This is a genomic window from Streptococcus infantis (assembly GCF_964243025.1).
Classification (GTDB): domain Bacteria; phylum Bacillota; class Bacilli; order Lactobacillales; family Streptococcaceae; genus Streptococcus; species Streptococcus infantis_N.
In genome coordinates, this window is sequence record NZ_CAXTDJ010000001.1 from 68195 (window position 1) to 90089 (window position 21895).

At 34.0% G+C, this 21895-nt stretch carries 13 protein-coding genes; 12 read left to right on the forward strand and 1 reads right to left on the reverse strand.

Going from position 1 to position 21895, the window contains the following annotated elements:
- Window positions 1–6 precede the first annotated feature (6 nt).
- The 10 genes from ACESNQ_RS00385 to ACESNQ_RS00430 all read left to right on the forward strand — a co-directional run bounded on the left by ACESNQ_RS00385 (window position 7) and on the right by ACESNQ_RS00430 (window position 18125).
- Complete coding sequence (locus tag ACESNQ_RS00385; RefSeq protein WP_316109030.1) at window positions 7–366, forward strand: PrgI family protein; 360 nt, start codon at window positions 7–9, stop codon at window positions 364–366.
- Complete coding sequence (locus ACESNQ_RS00390; protein WP_373074191.1) at window positions 317–2674, forward strand: VirB4-like conjugal transfer ATPase, CD1110 family; 2358 nt, start codon at window positions 317–319, stop codon at window positions 2672–2674. The genes ACESNQ_RS00385 and ACESNQ_RS00390 overlap by 50 nt, the downstream gene beginning before the upstream one ends.
- 11 nt (window positions 2675–2685) lie before the next feature.
- A complete protein-coding gene (locus ACESNQ_RS00395) occupies window positions 2686–5499 on the forward strand; it encodes a phage tail tip lysozyme (protein WP_373074193.1) in 2814 nt (937 codons plus the stop codon).
- Between the two features lie 765 nt (window positions 5500–6264).
- Window positions 6265–6675, forward strand: a complete 411-nt coding sequence (locus tag ACESNQ_RS00400; protein WP_020998530.1) for a thrombospondin type 3 repeat-containing protein — start codon at window positions 6265–6267, stop codon at window positions 6673–6675.
- A 47-nt stretch (window positions 6676–6722) separates the two neighbouring features.
- Complete coding sequence (locus ACESNQ_RS00405; RefSeq protein ID WP_373074195.1) at window positions 6723–12941, forward strand: helicase-like domain-containing protein; 6219 nt, start codon at window positions 6723–6725, stop codon at window positions 12939–12941.
- A 74-nt stretch (window positions 12942–13015) separates the two neighbouring features.
- Complete coding sequence (locus ACESNQ_RS00410; protein WP_000969637.1) at window positions 13016–13300, forward strand: DUF5962 family protein; 285 nt, start codon at window positions 13016–13018, stop codon at window positions 13298–13300.
- Between the two features lie 13 nt (window positions 13301–13313).
- The gene (locus ACESNQ_RS00415; protein WP_000998890.1) at window positions 13314–13610 is read left to right on the forward strand and encodes a DUF5966 family protein; all 297 of its coding nucleotides are present in this window, start codon (window positions 13314–13316) and stop codon (window positions 13608–13610) included.
- A gap of 392 nt (window positions 13611–14002) precedes the next feature.
- Window positions 14003–15586 (forward strand): ATP-binding cassette domain-containing protein, encoded by a 1584-nt coding sequence (locus ACESNQ_RS00420; protein WP_001071847.1) that lies wholly within the window; start codon window positions 14003–14005, stop codon window positions 15584–15586.
- A gap of 261 nt (window positions 15587–15847) precedes the next feature.
- Complete coding sequence (locus ACESNQ_RS00425; protein ID WP_000371017.1) at window positions 15848–16969, forward strand: HesA/MoeB/ThiF family protein; 1122 nt, start codon at window positions 15848–15850, stop codon at window positions 16967–16969.
- A complete protein-coding gene (locus ACESNQ_RS00430; RefSeq protein ID WP_002917271.1) occupies window positions 16962–18125 on the forward strand; it encodes a M16 family metallopeptidase in 1164 nt (387 codons plus the stop codon). The genes ACESNQ_RS00425 and ACESNQ_RS00430 overlap by 8 nt, the downstream gene beginning before the upstream one ends.
- Here ACESNQ_RS00430 and ACESNQ_RS00435 read toward each other — a convergent pair.
- Window positions 18115–18972, reverse strand: a complete 858-nt coding sequence (locus ACESNQ_RS00435; protein ID WP_373074199.1) for a helix-turn-helix domain-containing protein — start codon at window positions 18970–18972, stop codon at window positions 18115–18117. The genes ACESNQ_RS00430 and ACESNQ_RS00435 overlap by 11 nt on opposite strands.
- A 1174-nt stretch (window positions 18973–20146) precedes the next feature.
- Here ACESNQ_RS00435 and ACESNQ_RS00440 point away from each other — a divergent pair.
- Together ACESNQ_RS00440 and ACESNQ_RS00445 are read left to right on the forward strand one after the other, a co-directional pair.
- The gene (locus tag ACESNQ_RS00440; RefSeq protein WP_050078401.1) at window positions 20147–20788 is read left to right on the forward strand and encodes a hypothetical protein; all 642 of its coding nucleotides are present in this window, start codon (window positions 20147–20149) and stop codon (window positions 20786–20788) included.
- Between the two features lie 9 nt (window positions 20789–20797).
- A complete protein-coding gene (locus ACESNQ_RS00445; protein ID WP_000510561.1) occupies window positions 20798–21883 on the forward strand; it encodes a thioredoxin domain-containing protein in 1086 nt (361 codons plus the stop codon).
- The last annotated feature ends 12 nt before the right edge of the window (window positions 21884–21895 follow it).

Genomic DNA, 21895 nt, shown 5'->3' on the forward strand with positions numbered 1-21895 from the left:
AAAGTCATGAATACACGTGTCTTTAAAGACATCTCAAAATACCAACACAGGGCTTGGTTAGGTTTCACCACAAGACAAATCATCTTTGTTTTACCAGCCTTTATTGTCACAATTATTGTTTTGGGCTTGAATCTCTTTTTCTGGCAATTTGGAGATTGGTTTGTTTACGGTTTTGTGTTTGCTTTTACCATCCCCCTCTTGCTTTTTGGAGTCTATAAACCCAATGATTTATATTTTGAACATTATTTGAAATACCGTCTTCATTTTGAATTAACGGTTCCCCTACGCACAATTACAGGAAAGAAAGGACCTGAACATGAAAAGAAAATCAAATACATTAAAGAAACAAAAAACTTCAATGACTAATAAAAAGGAAGAAGTTAAAGGGAAAAAAGAGGAAGTGTTACCTTCTACGGCTAATACTCTTTCCTATCAAGCTCTGTATCAAAATGGTCTGATGCAGGTAAAAGAAGATTATTTCTCACAAAGCTACTTACTTGGTGATGTCAATTATCAAACTGTTGGTTTAGAAGATAAGGGCGCAATCATTGAGAAGTATTCTGATTTGATTAACGCTTTAGACGATCAAACCAACTTCCAATTGACCATCTTTAATAAAAGATTGAATTTAGAAAAGTTTAGACAGAGTGTTCTGTATGAGGAAAAAGAAGATGGGTATGATAGCTATCGTAAAGAATTGAATCGGATGATGAATCAGAATTTAGACAGTGGTGAAAATAATTTTTCAGCTGTGAAACTGATTAGCTTTGGTAGAAAGGATTCTAATCCCAAACAAGCCTATCGTTCCTTGTCCCAAATTGGAGAATATTTCAAGAGTGGTTTCTCAGAAATTGATGCACGTTTTGAATCCTTGGCTGGTGAAGAACGTGTCAACTTGTTGGCGGATATGCTTAGAGGAGAACACCATCTTCCTTTTTCTTACCGTGATTTAACGAGATCGGGTCAGACAACTCGTCACTTCATAGCACCTAATCTCTTGGATTTTAAAAACAAGAATTACCTACAAATCAATGACCGCTTATTGCAGATTGTCTATGTGAGAGACTACGGCATGGAATTAGGGGATCAGTTTATTCGAGATCTCATGCAAGGAGATTTGGAATTGATTGTAAGCCTTCATGCTCAAAGTTCGACTAAGGCAGATGCTATGAAGAAACTACGAACAAAGAAGACCTTGATGGAATCTCAAAAGATTGGGGAACAACAAAAACTAGCTCGTACAGGTATCTATTTGGAAAAAGTAGGTCATGTATTAGAAAGCAATATCGATGAAGCTGAGGAACTATTAAAAACCATGACCGAGACAGGAGATAAACTATTTCAAACGGTCTTCTTGATTGGTGTTTTTGGTCAGGATGAAGAAGAACTCAAACAAGCCCTAGACACGATTCAACAAGTGGCCGGCTCAAATGACCTAATGATTGATAAACTTCCATATATGCAAGAAGCAGCCTTTAATAGTTTGCTGCCATTTGGTTGTGATTTTTTAGAGGGAGTATCACGGAGTTTATTAACGTCCAATATAGCAGTGAACTCACCTTGGACTTCAGTAGACCTACAAGACCGTAGTGGGAAATATTACGGTATCAATCAAATATCAAGTAATATTATTACCATTGATCGCAGCCTATTAAATACACCGTCTGGTCTGATTTTAGGAACATCTGGAGCAGGGAAAGGGATGGCAACCAAGCATGAAATTATCACGACCAAAATCAAGGAATCTGGTGAAAATACTGAAATTATCATCGTGGATCCAGAAGCAGAGTACAGTGTCATTGGACGGACTTTTGGGGGAGAAATGATTGATATTGCGCCTGATTCCCAAACCTATCTCAATGTCCTTGACTTGTCTGAGGAAAATATGGATGAAGATCCTGTAAAGGTAAAATCAGAATTTCTTTTATCCTTTATCGGCAAGTTATTGGATAGAAAAATGGATGGAAGAGAAAAATCGATTATCGACCGAGTTACGAGGCTCACCTATCAGTCATTTAAAGAGCCTTCTTTGGAAGAATGGGTCTTTGTATTGAGTCAACAACCAGAAGAAGAAGCGCAGAATTTGGCACTTGATATGGAACTGTATGTCGAAGGTTCTCTTGATATTTTTTCTCATAAGACCAATATTCAGACAGGATCTAATTTCTTGATTTATAACGTTAAGAAGTTAGGAGATGAGCTGAAACAAATCGCCCTTATGGTTGTTTTTGATCAGATATGGAATCGTGTCGTTCGGAACCAAAAATTAGGGAAGAAGACCTGGATTTATTTTGATGAAATGCAGCTTCTCTTATTAGATAAATATGCCAGTGATTTCTTCTTTAAATTGTGGAGTCGTGTCAGAAAATATGGAGCCAGTCCGACTGGAATAACTCAAAACGTCGAAACCTTATTGTTAGATCCAAATGGTAGACGGATTATTGCAAATAGTGAATTTATGATTCTCCTCAAGCAAGCAAAAAATGATAGAGAAGAACTGGTTCAACTCTTAGGCTTGTCAAAAGAACTTGAAAAATACCTTGTCAATCCAGAAAAAGGGGCAGGACTGATAAAAGCTGGTTCAGTTGTTGTTCCCTTTAAAAATAAGATTCCTCAAGGTACTCAATTGTTTGATATCATGAGTACAGATCCTGATAAAATGGCTTCTAATTAAGGGGAAGGTAAATGAAGGATAAAAGAGAAATCATACGTGCCGGAAAGGCATTTAGAAGAAGTCTAAAAGATGAGAAGAAATTCTTGAAACAAGGAAAGAAGGAGGTGAGGAAACAGAAAAAAGATTCCGCTGGACTGGATGAAAAAGCATGGAAAAAAGAGATAAAAGAAAAGCTAGAGGAGATGAGAGAAGCTTCAAAGGAGAGAGTAAGACAAGCAAATGAAGACTACAATCATATTCTTCAAAATAGTCCTCCATCTCTTTTGAATCGGAAAGAATTAAGAGACAGACGGTTGCCTCATGCTAGGAAACGATTGAAAATAGCCAAGAAGCAATTTAGAGAAGCCAAGGTAGAAGCAAAAGAAGAAAGAAAAGAGAGTCGTAAAGAAAGAAAAACCAATCAAAAATTTCTTTACGGTCAGGAATCGAAACATAAATCTAATTTTTTCTTTCAAGGGAAGAGTTTAGAAGAATTAAAAGCTAAGAAAGAAGTCAAGGCCGCAAAAGAGAATCTAAAATCTACTAAACAAGCCTATAAGTCCAAAAAAGTCAGTAGGAAAGCCAAAACTTTTCTTTATGTCCTTGGACGTGAAGGTGGAGAGTTAGCTTCAGAAAATGAAGATTTAGAAAGTTATCGCACACTTCATGAGACCATTAGAAAAGGGAAACGCTACAGTCGGCTTTCTTATAATCTTGGAAAAGCTAGTGTCAAAACAGGACAAGCAACAGGTCGTTTTACCAAGAAAAGACTGACCAACACAAAAGAGCGATACCATCATTTTAAGGATGGAAAAGGATGGAAACTAACTAAAGATAATCCAAGTTCCTTTAAAAATCGGTATCGAAAATTAAAGAAACAAGGTCTTTTAAGTGTCCGAAATATCTATCAAAAATTAAAAGCAGCCTTTTCCTTCTTTACATTTGTGGCTGGAAATCCTGTAACCTGGATAGTTGGAGGAATAGTCTTTCTTCTTTTACTTATGATGAGCTTCTTTTTAGGATTTTCATCTTCTAGTTTGATTCAACAAGATGAATTTGAATTAACAAAAGCTTATACCCACCTAACTTGGGAAGATGCAGAACATACTCGCACAAATGACAAAGGAATTACTTATTACACAAAAGTTGATGATGTGATGGGGTATATGAACTTTAAATTCCATGACTATGAGTTACACAAACCAGTTCACTTATTTAGTTCAGAATCTTACAAGGATTATCTGTCTACTTTGTGGCATGATTTAAACGATGGGGATGATTTGAAATCCATGCAAGACCTCTATGAAACTCCTAAGTATAAACTATCGAGAGACGATCAAGAGGAAATAAAGGAACTAAAAGAAGAGGGTGTCTATGCTTCCATGCAGGAATTGGACAATCCATTTGAGGGGAAAAGCAACGAAGATAGTCTAACCATGACTTATCGTTATGGATACTATGATTTAGACGGAAAACCTACTCTTCAGGAGTATATTCTACTAGAAGCGAAGGCTCACCAAACAATTGTCGCACCAATGGATGGTGTTGTATCTCTAGACGGAGATGATGTTATTCTCACTAACGGAAAAGGAGAGAATGAGAGTCGATTGACCTTGTATTCTATTCATAATGGCCGTGCGATTGAGGGGACAAGAGTCCTAACGGGTGATATTATTGGTGAAACACCAGACGATACAGGTTTGAAAGTTTCCTATCAAAAGTATAAAAACAAGAAAGAAAAATTGGTGTATGTCAATCCGCAATTTTATTTTCCAAAAGTCATTCAACTTCAGACCACTATCTTACCAGCCATTGGTCAGTTTGGTGGGGATGAGTTTGAACGAGCAAAACATATTTATGAGTTTTTGAAATCTCAAGGGGCAAGTCCCCAAGCCATTGCGGCAATTTTAGGAAATTGGTCGGTAGAGTCTTCTATTAATCCTAAACGAGCTGAAGGAGATTATTTATCTCCTCCTGTTGGCGCTACCGATTCCTCATGGGATGATGAAAGCTGGTTAGCGATTGGAGGTCCAGCCATTTATAGTGGTGCTTATCCTAATATTCTTCATAGAGGTCTAGGTTTAGGGCAATGGACAGATACCGCAGATGGGTCAACACGGCATACAGCCTTGTTAAATTATGCACGCACCCAAAATAAGAAATGGTATGATTTAGACCTACAATTTGATTTTATGCTTCATGGGGATAGTCCTTACTATCAAAGTTGGTTAAAGGATTTCTTTAAAAATACAGGCAGTGCAGCCAATCTGGCCCAACTCTTTCTGACCTATTGGGAGGGAAATTCTGGTGACAAACTACTGGAAAGACAAACCAGAGCAACGGAATGGTATTACCAAATTGAAAAAGGCTTTAGTCAAACAAATGGAGGACAGGCAAAAAGTGATCCACAATCCCTTGAAGGGGTTCGTGGGGACTTGTATGATCATTCTGTTCCTGGTGGTGGAGATGGTATGGCCTATGCTTATGGACAATGTACATGGGGTGTTGCGGCTCGTATGAACCAGTTAGGCTTAAAATTAAAAGGTAGAAATGGAGAAAAGATTTCAATCATTAATACCATGGGAAATGGTCAAGACTGGGTTGCGACAGCTTCAAGTCTTGGTGGGGAAACGGGCTCTACACCAAGAGCAGGTGCTATTGTTTCTTTTGTAGGAGGTACACATGGTACACCAGCCAGCTATGGTCATGTGGCTTTTGTAGAGAAGGTCTATGATGATGGTTCTTTCCTTGTGTCTGAAACCAACTATGGTGGCAATCCTAACTATACCTTTAGAAAAATCTCTCAAGCAGATAGTGCCATCAGTTTTGCTTATACGACCAAATAGAAGAGTTTACACTTGAAATTGTAGCTATTTAAAGATACAATATGTCTATAAATGAGTGGTCGGCTCATGGTCAATCTGATAGTAATCTTGGACATAAGGGCCAAGCGGTGGCGGACACCAGAACAAAATCCGATAGCAATCTTGGACGTACGGGCCAAGCGGTGGCAGACACCAGAATAAACCGACTGATTAGGTGGCTTACAGGTTCAGTAAGTCATCTTTTTTATTTGAAAAAACAGTAAGAAAGCGTAAAAAATCAATTCCTGTACTAGCGTGTAATTGAAATTTTTTAGTTTTGGCGTTAGAACTGTTTCCTCAGTCCTAGCCCCTTCTCTTTTTGATAAGTATGCTTGGCAGAAAGTAGTTTGTAAATGATTCTGAGAATCTTATGAGCATAAGCAATGACGGCCTTCATCTTGCTTACTCTTTGGGAAATTCGATTATAAAAAAAAGAAAAAGCTGGATCCTTGGAATGTGCTGCAATTAATCCCGACATGGTCAAAGCCTGTTTTATTTAGCGATTTCCTTGCGTGATGTGTGAGGATTTTTTAATGCCAGCACTATAGGCTAAACATCTTTTTCTGTCATGAGTTAGCAGGCTCTGCCTGATTAGAGTTTTACATGTAATCTATTTTAATAGTAATGTTTTATCATTTTCAGGAGAACGCAGTTTTGGCTCGTTCTCTTTTTTGTTGTGATACTTCTTTCAAGGAATATTTGGTAGGATTGGAGTGAAAAAAGATTAACTAAGAAAGAAGGAAGTATATGGAAGCCATTTATCAACGTGATTCGGATCAAGATGGACTGACTGACGCTCAAGAATTTGCGCTAGGAACCAATCCTCTTAGCGCAGATTCTGATGGTGATGGTCGTTCAGATTTAGTGGAAATAGAAGAAGGAACCAATCCCTTAGAAAAGGATTTACAAGACATAGACCAAACAAGTATCACTGAACCGTCCTCAGTATTTATGGAAATGAAACAAAAGATTTCAGATATGATGGAGAGTCACTACAAGGAATTTATACAGGCTCTGATTAGTATTGAAACAGGGATTGAAAACCAACAAGACCTAGAAGACTTATATACTTACTACATGAGAACGGATGCCGTTTCTCTTTTATCTAGTGATTTAGAAATCAGTCCTCAAGAGGTTGAAATGGAGATAGAGTTGTAGGGGAATCATGTGATTCTCCTATTTTCGTATAGATGAAAGGAGCGAGTATGGAAGTAATACAATTATTGGCTATGTTTCGTGGAACAATTCCAAAAGATAGAGAGAAAATGGACTTATTTCTTCGTTATCAAGCGCAACATTTTGATGAGAAATGGCAGAATTTGGTAGAGAGTTTTTTGACTGAAGAGGGCAAGATAGAGGAGATACCTCATGTCTATTCGTTTCATCAAGATATTATCTCTTTCCTAGAGGCCAGTTCTGAAAATAATGACCAAGATTTAGAAAGTTACACAAGAAATTTTGGACAAGCAGGTCTAAGTAAATTATCTCAATTAAGTAATTTTGAGAAAAACTTGGTGCTAGAAGTCGCAACCTATAATCTTTTCACTCGATTTTACATCCAATCTGAGAAAGAGAAGCTAACACCATTAAGTGAGCTTGTATTTCATCAGAATCAGGATGTCAATTTAGTCAATGTCTATCGGGTTGCGAATAATCTATCTGACCGCATTAGTAGAGATATAGAGGAGTTTCTTCTAATGGTTGATTCCAAAGAACTAAAAAAAGAAGTTCTTGAGATTCATTTTGAAGAAAAAGAAGGAGATGTTCTAGCCTATTTGGGTTCAGAATTGATGGCTACTTTAGATATCGTTACGGATCTTGTCCATCATGAAGAAAACTACACACAACTCCCACTGACACAAAAGCTGAAAATTATTACTTATTTTGATGAAGTAAAGGCTATAAGAGAAAAGTCTAAGCAAGTAGAGGAAGCAGTCTTACCTTTAGATAATATTGACCAGGTAGAAGAAAATGTGGAAGTTCATTCCCTATCTAAAGTAGATAAAATTGTAGAAGAAGCTTTGAGGGAATATCCAATCGGTTCACAAGTAAGTTATAAAGGACAAGTATTTCAGTTGGTTTCGATTGAAAATGCGCAGTTAAATGACTTAGTTCGCCTAGAGCTATTCAATGATTCCAACCAGTTATTTGAAGAGAATCCTATCTTATACTTGAACAGTTTGGAAGAGATTGAACAAGTATTGTCTCATTTAGAACTTGAAAAAGAAGATTCAGAGATTGAGATTGAATCACCAAGTGAAAGCCAGGAAATAGATCTGTTTTCCTACCTGGAAGAAGAAAATGAAAAGGATAAGGAAACAGAAACGCTTATTGTAGGCATAGAAGAGACGGATGTCCCTGTTCAAGATTTTGTTTTTCCAGATGATTTAGAGGACTTTTATCCTAAGACAAATCGAGAAAAAATTGAAACGAATATCGCCGCAATTGATCTTGTTAAAAGATTAGAAAAAGAGAGACGACAAGCAAGTCCAGAAGAACAAGAACTACTAGCCAAGTATGTTGGATGGGGTGGTCTTGCTAATGAATTTTTCGATGAACTCAATCAAAAGTATGAAGCAGAACGTTTAACTCTTAAGAGTTTAGTAAGTAAATCAGAATACTCCACCATGAAACAAAGTTCTCTCACAGCCTATTATACAAACCCAATGATTATTCGCCAGATTTGGCAAAAATTACTGGATGATGGTTTTGAGGGAGGAAGGATATTAGATCCTTCTATGGGGACTGGGAACTTCTTTGCGGCGATGCCTAGAAGTATACGAGATAAATCAGAGCTCTATGGGGTTGAATTAGACAGTGTGACAGGCGCAATCGCAAAACAACTCCACCCCAATACCCATATTGAAGTGCGAGGATTTGAAGAAGTTCCCTATCAAAATAATAGTTTTGATTTAGTCTTAACGAATGTTCCTTTTGGAAATTTTCGCATTGCCGATAAAAACTACGATAAACCTTATATGATTCATGATTACTTTGTCAAACACTCACTTGATTTAGTAAGAGACGGAGGACAAGTGTCGATTATCTCATCTATTGGGACAATGGATAAGCGGACAGATAATGTCTTACAAGAGATTAAAACCAACACTCATTTTTTAGGGGGTGTTCGTTTGCCGGATACGGCTTTTAAAACGATTGCAGGTACTCGAGTGACCACAGATCTCCTCTTCTTTCAAAAGGATCAAGCAAAGAATCTTAATGAGGAGGAACTTGTCTTTAGTGGCTCTATTCCCTTTGAGGAAGATAAGCGTGTCTGGATCAATCCTTATTTTGATGGGAAATACAACACACAAGTTTTGGGTGAATATGAAGTACGTAATTTTAATGGAGGAACCCTCAATGTAAAGGGGGAATCAGAAACATTATCTACTGATATAATGAAAGCATTCGAGAATGTGGAAGCACCTAAACAAATTGACAATTCTTTGAAAGCACCTGTTTTTATCCAAGAAGAAGTGGATAATTCGATCCCAAGTCGTATACGTGAGGACTTAGCGCTCTATTCTTTTGGATATGAGGGAAATCAAATTTATTACCGAGATACGCATGGCATTCGGAAAAGTTCAAAAGTAGACGAAATTAGTTATTATGTAGATGAGAAGGGAGATTTTAAAGCTTGGGACAGTTCTTTGTCTGAACATAAAATAGACCGATTCGTGCAACTTCATTTGACAGAAGAGGAAGCACTAGATGTTTACAAGTCAGAAGAAGCGAGTAAAAGAGGGAAGTATAAGGGACTGTTCAAAAAAACTGTCTTTTATGAAAGTCCCTTATCGGATAAGGATATTAGTCGCATTAAGGGCATGGTTGATTTGAGAGAGACCTATCAATCCTTAATTGAAATTCAACGTCATCAAGATTATAGTCGGACAGAATTTCAGGTGTTACTTAGTAAACTCAATCATAACTATGACCGCTTTGTAAGTCAATTTGGATACTTGAATGCCTCAGTCAATCGGAACTTATTTGATAGTGACGATAAGTATTCTTTACTAGCAAGTTTAGAAGATGAATACATCGATTCTAAAGACCAGAAAGTAAAATATAAAAAATCTTTAGCCTTTGAGAAAGCATTGGTTAGACCAGAGAGAGAGATTACAAGAGTATCAACGGCTTTAGATGCCTTAAACTCCAGTTTATCGGATGGTAGAGGAGTTGATTTAGACTATATGGTATCAATTTATCCCGAACATAGCCAAGCTGCTATTTTAGATGAGTTAGGTGACCAGGTTTTAATGGATCCAGAAAGTTATTTAAGAGGGGAAAGAAAATATCTTTCTAAGAACCAGTTTTTGTCAGGAGATATTCTCAATAAGATAGAAGTAGTTCAACTATTAGTAGATGAAAACAACCAAGAATTTGACTGGTCTCATGCTTTAGATTTGTTAGAATCTGTTCGCCCTCCACGGATTCATCTGGCAGATATTGAGTTCAAAATAGGGTCACGTTGGATTCCTCAATCCGTTTATGGTAAATTTGCCTTTGAATGTTTTACCAATCGTGAATTTGAATTGTCTTCGCCAGATGTTGAACAAGTCATTGAAGTGAATCCTGTCGATGGCCAGGTTCATTTAAGGACATCATTTGTTTATCGCTATCCAAGTGCCAAAGATAGTAGTCTTGGAGTTAGTGGGTCACGTTATGATACAGGAAGAAAGATTTTTGAGAATTTACTTAATTCGAACCAACCGACGATTACCATGACTGTTACGGAAGGGGAAAAGAAAAAGACTATCACAGATTTGGAAAAAACCTCTGTTCTAAGAGCAAAAGAGCAGCATTTACAAGAGCTCTTTCAAGAATTTGTCTCACGGTATCCAGAAGTCCAACAGGTCATTGAGGAAAGCTATAATCGTCTTTATAATCGAACAGTTAGTCGAGAGTATGATGGTAGCCATCTAGTCATTGATGGCTTGGCACAAAACATCAGTCTTCGTCCTCATCAAGAGAATGCTATTCAAAGAATCGTAGAAGAAAAAAGAGCTTTATTAGCTCATGAGGTAGGTTCAGGAAAGACCTTGACCATGCTTGGTGCTGGGTTTAAATTAAAGGAGTTGGGGATGGTTCATAAGCCCTTGTATGTGGTGCCCTCTAGTTTGTCTGCTCAGTTTGGCCAAGAAATCATGAAATTTTTCCCTACTAAAAAAGTCTTTGTGACCACTAAGAAAGATTTTGTGAAGGCGAGAAGAAAACAATTTGTGTCACGTATCATTACAGGAGATTACGATGCCATTGTCATTGGGGATTCTCAATTTGAAAAAATCCCTGTCAGTAAGGAAAGACAGATGAATTATATCGAGGACAAACTCAATGAACTACGAGAGATTAAAACACATTCTGAAAATAAGTACACCGTTAAAGAAGCAGAGCAATCAATAAGTGGTCTTGAGAGACAATTGGAAGAACTCCAACGCTTTAATCGTGATAGTTTTATTGATTTTGAGAACTTAGGAATTGATTTTCTCTTTGTGGATGAAGCACATCACTTTAAAAATATACGTCCAATTACTGGACTTGGAAATGTAGCAGGGATTACCAATACAACGTCTAAGAAGAATGTGGATATGGAAATGAAGGTTCGACAGATTCAGGAAGAACATGATTTTAAAAACATTGTCTTTGCGACAGGAACACCTGTTTCCAATTCTATTAGTGAGTTATATACTATGATGAACTACATTCAACCAGATATCTTAAAACGCTATCAAGTTGATTATTTTGACTCTTGGGTAGGTGCTTTTGGAGAAATTCAAAACTCTATGGAATTAGCTCCTACAGGGGATAAGTACCAACCTAAGAAACGATTTAAAAAGTTTGTCAATCTACCTGAGTTGATGAAAATCTATAAAGAAACAGCCGACATTCAAACACAAGATATGTTGGATTTACCTGTTCCAGAAGCTCATATTATCCCTATTGAGAGTGAGTTAACTGAAAACCAGAAACTCTATTTAGAAGAATTAGTTATGAGGTCAGATATGGTCAAATGTGGAACAGTTGATCCGAGCCAGGATAACATGTTGAAGATTACGGGTGAGGCGCGGAAACTAGCTATTGATATGCGTTTATTGGACTCTAGTTATAGTCTAGCAGACAATCATAAACTGCTTCAGGTAGTGGATAATGTTGAAAGAATTTATCGTGAGGGAATGGAAAATAAGGCTACTCAGATGATTTTTTCAGATATTGGCACACCTAAGAAAAAAGATAATGGCTTTGATGTTTATTCTGAGATTAAGGCTTTATTAGTTGATAGAGGAATCCCTAGTATGGAAATTGCCTTTGTACATGATGCCAATAGTGATGAAAAGAAGAATAGCTTGTCTCGAAAGGTTAATGTAGGAGAGGTTCGGGTTCTTCTTGCCTCAACTGAAAAAGGAGGAACAGGTTTAAATGTTCAGAGCAAGATGAAAGCAGTTCACCATCTGGATGTACCGTGGAGACCAAGTGACATTCAGCAACGTAATGGACGTATTATCCGACAGGGAAATGAAAACAAGGAAGTGGATATTTACCACTATATTACCAAAGGTTCGTTTGATAATTATCTATGGGCAACTCAGGAGAACAAACTCCGTTATATTAAGCAGATTATGACTTCTAAGGAGCCGATTCGTGCTGCGGAAGATATTGATGAACAGACTATGACAGCTTCTGATTTTAAGGCACTAGCAACAGGTAATCCTTATCTCAAATATAAGATGGAACTAGAGAATGATCTAACTCTATTAGAAAATCAAAGACGCGCCTTTCAACGCAGCAAGGATCACTATCGTCATACAATCTCTTACTGTGAAGAAAATATGCCCATTCTTGAGAAACGATTAAGCAAGTATGAAGGCGACATTCAACAGTCTGAAATGTCGAAAGACCAATCATTTTCTATGACGATAGGTAAACAAGTTTTTGAGCAACGAGCTGAAGCAGGTGAATCCCTACACCGTCTTATCCGTCATAATCAATCTGACAGCAAAGAATTTCGAACCCTAGCAAGTTATCGAGGATTTGACATTAAAATGCTTAGTCTACCAACGAATCAGCCTCTTCCTGAAACCTTCTCTGTTAAGATTGTAGGAGAAAATCAGTATTCTGTCAGTTTGGATTTGTATTCTCCTTTGGGGACAATTCAAAGGCTTCAGCATACGATAGACCACATTAAAGATGACCAAGTGAAAACTCAGAACTTATTGGATGAATTAAAGGATAAATGGACTACTGCTAAGGTAGAAATTGAGAAAAATTTTCCAAAGGAAGAGGATTATCAAACTAAAAAGGCCGAATACGATGTACTCGCGCCATTGATTGAAACAGAAACGGATTTAGATATTATTGATCAGGCCTTACGACAATTCCACGAAAAAGGAAAAGAAAAGCAAGAACAACTTTCTTTTGAATTAGATTAAAAAATAGATATAAATAGCGGACAAGAAAAGAAAAGCGCGGTAGAATAAAGATAGAAAGAAACGAGGTAACGATTATGATGGAAGATACCTATTATCAATTAGAAGAGGCTTTGGTACAGGGATTTCAAACACCTGAAGAATACCAAGCCTACAAGGAGTTAAAGGAACATTATGAGGAAGTGACAGGGGATTACAGTTTTTCTAAACGAGAGCTCACTAGTCAATTGGAAATCGCTCTTCAGAATCATCAAGGTGTGGACTTTGAAGAACATGAAAAAGAAGAGTATTTGGACTTAGTTCAAAAATTAGAAGAGTTTGATTCCTCTCTTGCCACCCATTATCGTCAGTTGATTGATTAGAAAGGAGAAAGTCATGAATGATTTACTCCTTATCCCAGTAATTTTTTTAGCAGTAGGAGGAATTCTCATTCTTTTATGGAGACTCTTTCTTATTGCCAGTGGACTTTTCCTTATTGGTTTTATCAGTTTTCTTATTTTCGTGGAGGTCTATGGAATTTATCTGTTCTTTACTGAACCTAGTTTATATTTTGATGATATCAGACAACATGGTTTAACTAGTTTTACGGCTGTGTACTTTTTCATCAATCTGATGTTGGTTCTAGGATTTAGTTGGCGCTTCATTAACTCCATAAATAAGCATAAAATGTGAACTTTTTAGATAGTTAAAAGACTTTATTCAAAGGTAGGTTTGAATAGAGTTTTTTGTTGATGTGCTTATAATCCAGTCTCAATACTCTGTATTAGAAACAAAAAGAGATGAATTAAAATTAAAGTGTACAGAATGCTTTAGAGTTTCTATTTTTCTTATAATATATAGTAATTTCGGTACAAATTAACTTGTATATTCTATCTGGTTTAGTGTGATATATTCATTGTTAAATAAAAATATGAGTTCTCCTCTTATTTTAAAAAATAATTATTTTATAATTTTTTTTTATATTTAGTGTAAACTATTCATTGCGTCCCCAATACGGGAAGTTTGTTTCTGATTTTCATATTTGGATTATAATATTCTCATCAGAGTTACTTAAGGAGTAAGATATGAACCAGATTATGAAACAATATAAATTACTATATTTCTTGATTATTTTATTAAGTTTGACAAGTGCTCTTTTAATGACATTCTTCTCTCTGCAATTAGGAAGAATACTTGATAGTATATCTAATTCAAATAGTGGATTACTCTTTCATATCACTATTTCTGTAGGTTCGATTTTACTGTGGTTCTTGATTTCTTCTTCCTATTCCTATCTTAAAAACGAATATGTAAAAAAAGTTATTTTAGATCTAAAAAGGCGTCTCTTATTACATTATTTATCGCGTGAATTTAACCAAACTGACAACCGTAACCATTCAGATTTCTTAAATAATATCACCAAAAACAGTGACCTTATTCAAGAAAATTTATTAATCCCTAAAATCTCTCTAATTGCAAATTTAGGGAGCCTTATCATGAGTGTGGTTGCTATTATTTATATAGAATGGCGATTAGCATTAGTCTTCCTTTTATTGTCGAGTATAACGGTTTTCCTATCACAAATTCCTGGAAAGTTAATGACTAAATCAACAAATAATTATTCTCTACAAAATAATCACTATTTGTCAAAAATGACAAACTTTATTAATGGTTTTGAACAAATTAAGTTATTAAATATTCAAAGCTGGACCCAAGAAAAAATTCAGGGAATCAGTTTAGAATTTGAAGAGTCCAGAAAAACATATCAATTCTTAAAAGACTTAGCTTCAACTACTGGAATTTTACTAAGTTTTGGCTCTCAACTATCCTGTATGGTCGCTGGTATCTTTTTTGTAAGAAATAACTTACTGACTATTGGATTACTCGTAGCAAGTATTCAATTATTAAACGGTGTTTTTGCTCCATTACAATCTATTCTTTACAATAAAAATTTAATCAGCAGTAGCAAGTCCATTATTGATAATATCCAGGAAAATCTATATGAGACAAATCAAGGAACTTCCCATAAAACAAGTACAATTGATTGTGATAACATTTCGACCATTTCTATTAGCCAATTACATTATGAAATTGAAAATAAAATATTATTTGATCATTTTTCCTATGAATTTAAAAAAGGCAAGCGCTATGCAATTATAGGTGCTTCAGGAGCTGGGAAAACAACTTTAGTAAAATTAATACTAAATTATTATCCAAAAAATCTTTATGATGGAGAAATAAAAATCAACGGAAAACAGAATATTGATATTTCCTCAGAGGAGTTATATAAAGATATTGCGTTTGTGCAAAAAAATGACTTTCTGATTGAAGGCAATATTCTAGAGAATATCAAATTGGCTAGAAACCTTCATTTAACTGAAAAATTAAGAAAATCCTTAGGTTTTAATGAAGACTTCCTTCGTAAAAACCTAGCTCAATCAAACCAAATCATTTCAGAAGGAGAAAAGCAACGAATTGATTTAGCTAGGTTTTTAGTCAAAACATATTCAGTTTATATATTTGACGAACCTACAAGTAACCTTGATCCAATAAAAGCAAAAGAAATAATGGATTACATTCTATCCATTAAAGATGCAATTGTTATTGTCATTACTCATGATCAAAATCCAGAAATATTGGAAGAGTTTGATCAGATTATTGTTTTATAATAGAAAGGAGGTGATGATCATGATTATGGAAGATTTCAACATTTTGGAGTTAGAATTTGAAGAAATTCGTGAAGAAGATACAACTAATTGGTACTTTATCTAAGATAATTTTAGATTTAGTTAATTTAAACTCTTAAAAAGAGAGTTTAAATTAGTTTGTATTAATAAAAAAGAAGTCAATAATATTAATCGACTTCTCGTGTATAACAGAAGCATGCATGTTCATCTTGCATGCTTTTATCAAATAGTTGAGGATATAAAATGGATAATTATTTCCCAAAATGGAACCAGGATAGAATCGTTTACCAATGGAAGAACGACAGATTAAGAATTGGAGCTGATGATGTTGATGTATTAGAAATTACAGGATACTCAGATTTTTGGTCAGATTTAATTTCTTGTTGCAATGGAATTAATAGCTTTGAAGAAATTAAAGATTTATTAAGAAAAAAATATGATATATCCGAAAATATTATAGAAAAATATATATCTAAATTTTCTGATCGTAATTTATTAGAAATATTAGATAGACCTGTAAATCAAATTGATCACTATTTAATTAATGAATCACTAGAAACTTATTATTCTAGTGAAGGTATTGGTGGGATTAAATTACTTGAAAAATTGAGTAATTTAAAAGTTACCATACTAGGATGTGGAGCCGGTGGTTCTCATATCGCATTACAATTAGCCCAATTAGGGGTAGGGCGACTTCATTTAGTCGATGATGATATTGTTAAAGAAAATAATATAAATAGGCAATCTATGTTTACCTTTAACGATATTGGTAAATATAAAGTTGACTGTGTAAAAGATTGTATTCTAAAACGTAATTATCAGTGTGTAGTCACAAAAAGAAAATTAAAAATGAGCACTGTTGATGCTGTAAAAAAAGAAATTTCTGAAAGTGACTGGGTATTTTGTTGTATGGATGAACCTCCTTATATAGCACAAAGATTAGTAAATAGAGCATGCTATTTATTTAATATCCCTAGTATATACTGTTTTAGCCAACGTAGCGCAGGTAAACTCTTATTTTGTAATCCTAATATTCAAAATATAGGCTGTGTTGATTGTTTACTTTATGAACAAGATAGTGATAACTTTCAAAATTTAGTTAAAAAATTTTCAAACTATGATGGAAAATTAATAACTGCAAATATTTTAACTAATATTCTATTATTGTCATCATGGGTTGTGAAGAAATGGTTAGATTGTGTAACAGAGAAAAATAGTAATGTTTGGAATACTTTATTTAGATTTGATTTTTATAGTTTTAGGGAAGATGAATTCAAGCACTTCTCTAAGCAATCTCATTGTCCTACATGTGGTCATGATTTCGATAAAAGTAAACTCTGGGAGATTCTAAAAATTGATGAATAAGAAAATTATATTTAAAAAAAATCAAGCAAGTAAATTTGCATATTTTTCATTGATGTTTGTTGCAGGTACTAGTATTGAGCAAGTAAATGAATTAGGATTTTCACATCTTATTGAACATTTACTAATACGAGCAGGGAATGAACAATCACTAAATGAATTGTTTGATATGAATGGTGCAGCTATTAAAGGAGAGACATCTAGAGATTATATTAATTTAAGTGGTTACTGTCTAGCTGAAGATTTCAATAAAATTTTTAAAATACTGATAAGTAGGATTTTCAATCTTTCTATTACTGAAGATGAACTATTGAGGGAAAAGAAAATAGTCTTAATTGAATTAAATCAGTATGAAAATAGTAAAAAATCTATTAATGATAATCGAGTAATTTTTAAAAATAGTTCTTGGTCAATAGATATTATTGGTACTAGAGGTAATATTGAGTATGTTAGTTTAGAAACTATATATAAATTTTATATAAAAAATATTCAAGCAGGAGAATTCCAGATTGCTATTGCTGGTCCAAGTTTTCTACAAAGTGAAATCATAAGTATTGAAAATATGTTACCTTTAAGTGGATCATCTGTAGAAATTAACTCTCCGGCTTTTTCAACTGGTTTAACGGAATTAGATAAACAACAAGAACTTTCTGAAATTTCTATGTATCTAGATATATCTGGTATGGTAGCATCATCTCATGAAATGGCAATGTTAAGTATCTTAAACTCGATGTTAACTGGTATTAAAGATTCATTATTAGGCCATAAGTTAAGGACACAAAAGCAATGGATATATAGTATTGTATCATACCCAATATTTTATAGTAATATGACTTTACTAAAAATAGTAACTATAACACCTACAATCTATAAGAAAAAATTGATTAAAACACTGGAGAACAATCTTGTTAATGAATCCGATTTATCTGATGAACTATTATTTTATAAGGCTAAAAAAAGAGTAATCAATGAATTGTACATAAATTGTGAAGTTAATAAAAATGAATATTTAAAAACAATTTGTAGAGAAAAATTATTTGATATTCCAAGTTGGGATAGTATTGCTGAAGAGCTGGAATTGATTTCTTTAGATGAATTAAAAAGTTTTTCAAAAAAAGCAATTATTCAAAATAGGAATTACCACATTGTTATAAAATGATAATATTTTTTTTGTAGTAATCTTTATAATTTTTGTATAATGTTTTATTGAATAATTCAAAAATTTTTAAAGCATCTTCTATTTTTAAAATTGATTTTTGATTATGATGAAATTTAAGTTCAAAAAATCCTTCTAAATACAAAAGAATAGTTTGTTCAAAAAAATCTGTGGAATTAGATAATATATTCTTAGTAGCTTGTTCTAAAAATAAAGCTTCCTCATATAAGCTGTTTTCAATCATAATAAGAAGTGAATTAAGAAGTAATTGAACGAGAGCTTGTTTATTTCTAGGTATAGAACTATACAACTTTCCTTTTTTAAGCGCCTCTTTGGCATATCTAAATAATAAATTTGGTAATATTGCTCGACAACAATTTCCAAGAATAAGAATTTCGTAATATCCCCAGTTTTCAACAGAAAATAAATAATTAGTAAGATAAGAGGTGTCTTGATTACTCAATTGATGAGTATTATCAATTCCATAGATAATACTTTCAATGAAAATAGCGTTTAACTTATGATAATGAGATTTGGTTTCTCTAAACAGTTCCATCTCTTTGCTTACCATATTAAGTAATGATTTGATTTCTTGATTGTATGCAGCCTGTTGAACTAAGCGTATCAAGGTATTGAAGTCTGAAGGCTGATAATTATTACATGAAAGCAAAAACTCCTCTAGTGTTACACCTATTTTTTCAAGTAGATATAATAATTTAAAAAATGAGATTTCTGTCTCTCCTAATTCAAATCTAGATATTTGAGACTTTGAAATTTCTGCACCTGCTAATGAAGAAATAGAAATACCTTTTCCTTCTCGTATTTTTCTATAAGTTTCACCTATAATCATATTTATCTCCATTTACCATAAAAAATCATTAGAAAGCGTGACAGATTATGAAAAAATACTATCAAATTTTTTTATTACTATTTGATATTATCATTATTATTGGATTATATCAATAACATTAATGAGTCTGGGTAAAAACTCAATTTCAGGAGTAAATGAAATGAATATTCCCATAATAAAACGCATTATATCAAGTTTTTTGGACAGCCTTTGTTCGAAAATTATTTTAACTCATAGTTGATGATTCCATAAATTGAAAAGTTTTATACTTAGCATTAAAATGCTCAATTTTAATACGTATTACAAGTATCTCTATTAAACTTCTTATCCTCTTCAGTCAATAGATGCTTTTTAGAATTTTTAACAGGAATGAAGGTTATATTATGAATATTCATAATGCATAAATAATCCAAATACAGAAAATCAAGTGATTGCTCTGGCAAACTTGACCTATCCTTTCTTAAAAAGAGTAAAATCATGTGTATGACCTTCTTAAAAAACTAATTAGCAGGCATGAAGTGGTGTTAAATCGAGTATGATTTGTGTCTTCATGGTGTGTCTCTTTTTTCCTGAATAATTTTACTTTGGTTTCTTTTAGGACGTTGAAATAGGACTTTCTATGACATCAATAGCTATAGTGACACTTGCTGCTTTTAAGTTGTCTAAGGCAAATAGACCTGAAGAACGAAGAGTATCTTCTACCAATATTATCGTTCGGTGACTGTCGCTAATCCAAGACCAAAATCAAAAGCTAGGAGACGTAGAGTTGGTCAATAGAATAAATAACGCAAGTTTAGCATCAACTGTTTTTATAGACTTAGCGTTTTTGGACGTCCTCCTTTATAGTGTTTGGTTTTATAAGCTTTATTTAGACAGGATATCTTCGTTGGGAAGGTGTCCTTTTTTACACTAATAAATAATTTAAAGTTCTCAGAAGTTAGTTGCATGATCTTTTGTAAATAGTTTTCTTAACTATAGTATAGCATAGTACAGTATGCATTTTATTTTTTTCCAATAAGTCTATTATACTTCAAAGACAGCTAGTTTTATTTTTTTCTCTGAACTGTACGATTTTGCGCCTGAAATGTAGGAATTACCTTTCGTTGTGATGTGATAAAACTTACAAGTTCTTTTTGTTATTCTTGACCTAGTTTTTATAGAAAGAAGGTCTAAGATGTTAAATAAAGTCAAAACTAAAGCCTTAATTAGTGTTGGAGCAGTGGCTGCAACTAGCTTTATTCTCATGATGGGATATACTGCTGGTCAACATTCTACTGCTAAACAAAGTCGTAAAGAGATTGAATTGGCTGCAGCTAAACTTGTAGAGGACAAACAAGCAGAAGATAAAGCAAGTATTTTGTCATCAGATACTGTAAAAGAATTTTTGACACAGTACTATACGAAAGAAAAGCTCGGAGAAAATAATACACGTATTCAACCTTATATGACTGAATCAGCTTATTCTCAAGAATTGTCAAGTCAAAATGATGCCATGAACCAAGTGTATAAGGATTATATTTTGGATTATCATTTTGAAAAAGCTGATATCTTTGTCAATCAGACTACGAATCAAGCCATTGCTATGGTGTCTTATAATGTAACCTATGTATCCGATTTAAAGAATGCCAACCAATCAAAGACCAATCAGACAGAAACCAGAACGGTTAAGTTGTCTTATTCGAAACTACCAGGTAAGTTATTGGTCAATCAAGTACAGGTTTGGAAATCTGGGTTAGATGATTTAGATAATGCAACTCCTAAAACTTTAGAAGAATCATCATCAATACCATCACTGCCAAATACTACGACAAAATGATGATATTGCATGGGAATAGAAGAATGTAAGCAAATTTCAATTCTTGATGTAGCCAATCGTTTAGGTATCTCCTTTAAACAAGTTTCGAGCAGTGTCTATGAACATCCTGAACACGATTCATTTCGGATTTTTTCAACTACCAATACTTTTAAATGGTTTTCAAGAGATATTCAAGGTGATGTCATTGATTTTGTTCGACTTGTTAAGGGAATTTCCTTTAAAGAAGCTCTAGCCTTTCTTTCTGAAGAACCTTTTCAAAAAGAAGCTATTCAAGAAAAAAGAGAGAGACCATTTTATTATCCTTTAAAGAGAGTAGAAGATTCTAACTGCAGTTTGACTAGATATTACTTAACAGAATGTAGAGGAATCTCAGAAGAAATCATACAAAAGATGATTCAACAAGGTTTGATAGCACAAGCTAGTTGGAAAACAAATGAAACAGTTGAACCTGTTAACGTTTTTAAAAGCTTTGATCATCGCCACAAGCTGCAGGCAGCAAGCTTACAAGGAATTTATAAGAATCACTCTCTTCCTAGAGAAAGGTTAAAAACGATTCTAAAAGGAAGCCATGGACATGTTGGAATATCCTTTGACATTGGTAAACCAAATAGACTGGTCTTTTGTGAATCGTTCATCGACTTGATGAGCTATTACGAACTTCATCAACAAAGTCTAACTAATGTTCGTTTGGTATCTATGGAAGGATTAAAAAGGTCTGTTGTTGCTTATCAAACTTTACGACTAATAGCTGAAGAAAATCAGAAGTTGGAATTTTTAGATACAGTAACACCTTCAAAGTTATTGCATTTGATCAATACAATTCGTGATACCACCACCTATTTCGATAATCATCCTGATTTATTGACACTTGCGGTAGATTGTGATGATGCAGGAAAAGATTTTTCTGATAAGTTATCTCAATCAGGATTTCCTGTTTTACTGGATTTACCTAATAATGAATCTGGGAAAGAAAAAATAGACTGGAACGATATTCTTAGAGAAAAGAAATCAGATTTTCAATTTAAGCTTGAAACTGTAAAAGAGACATTTGGAAATCCACCAGTAAGACAAAACTCTCAATGTTTAGAATTGTGATAACAAAATCAA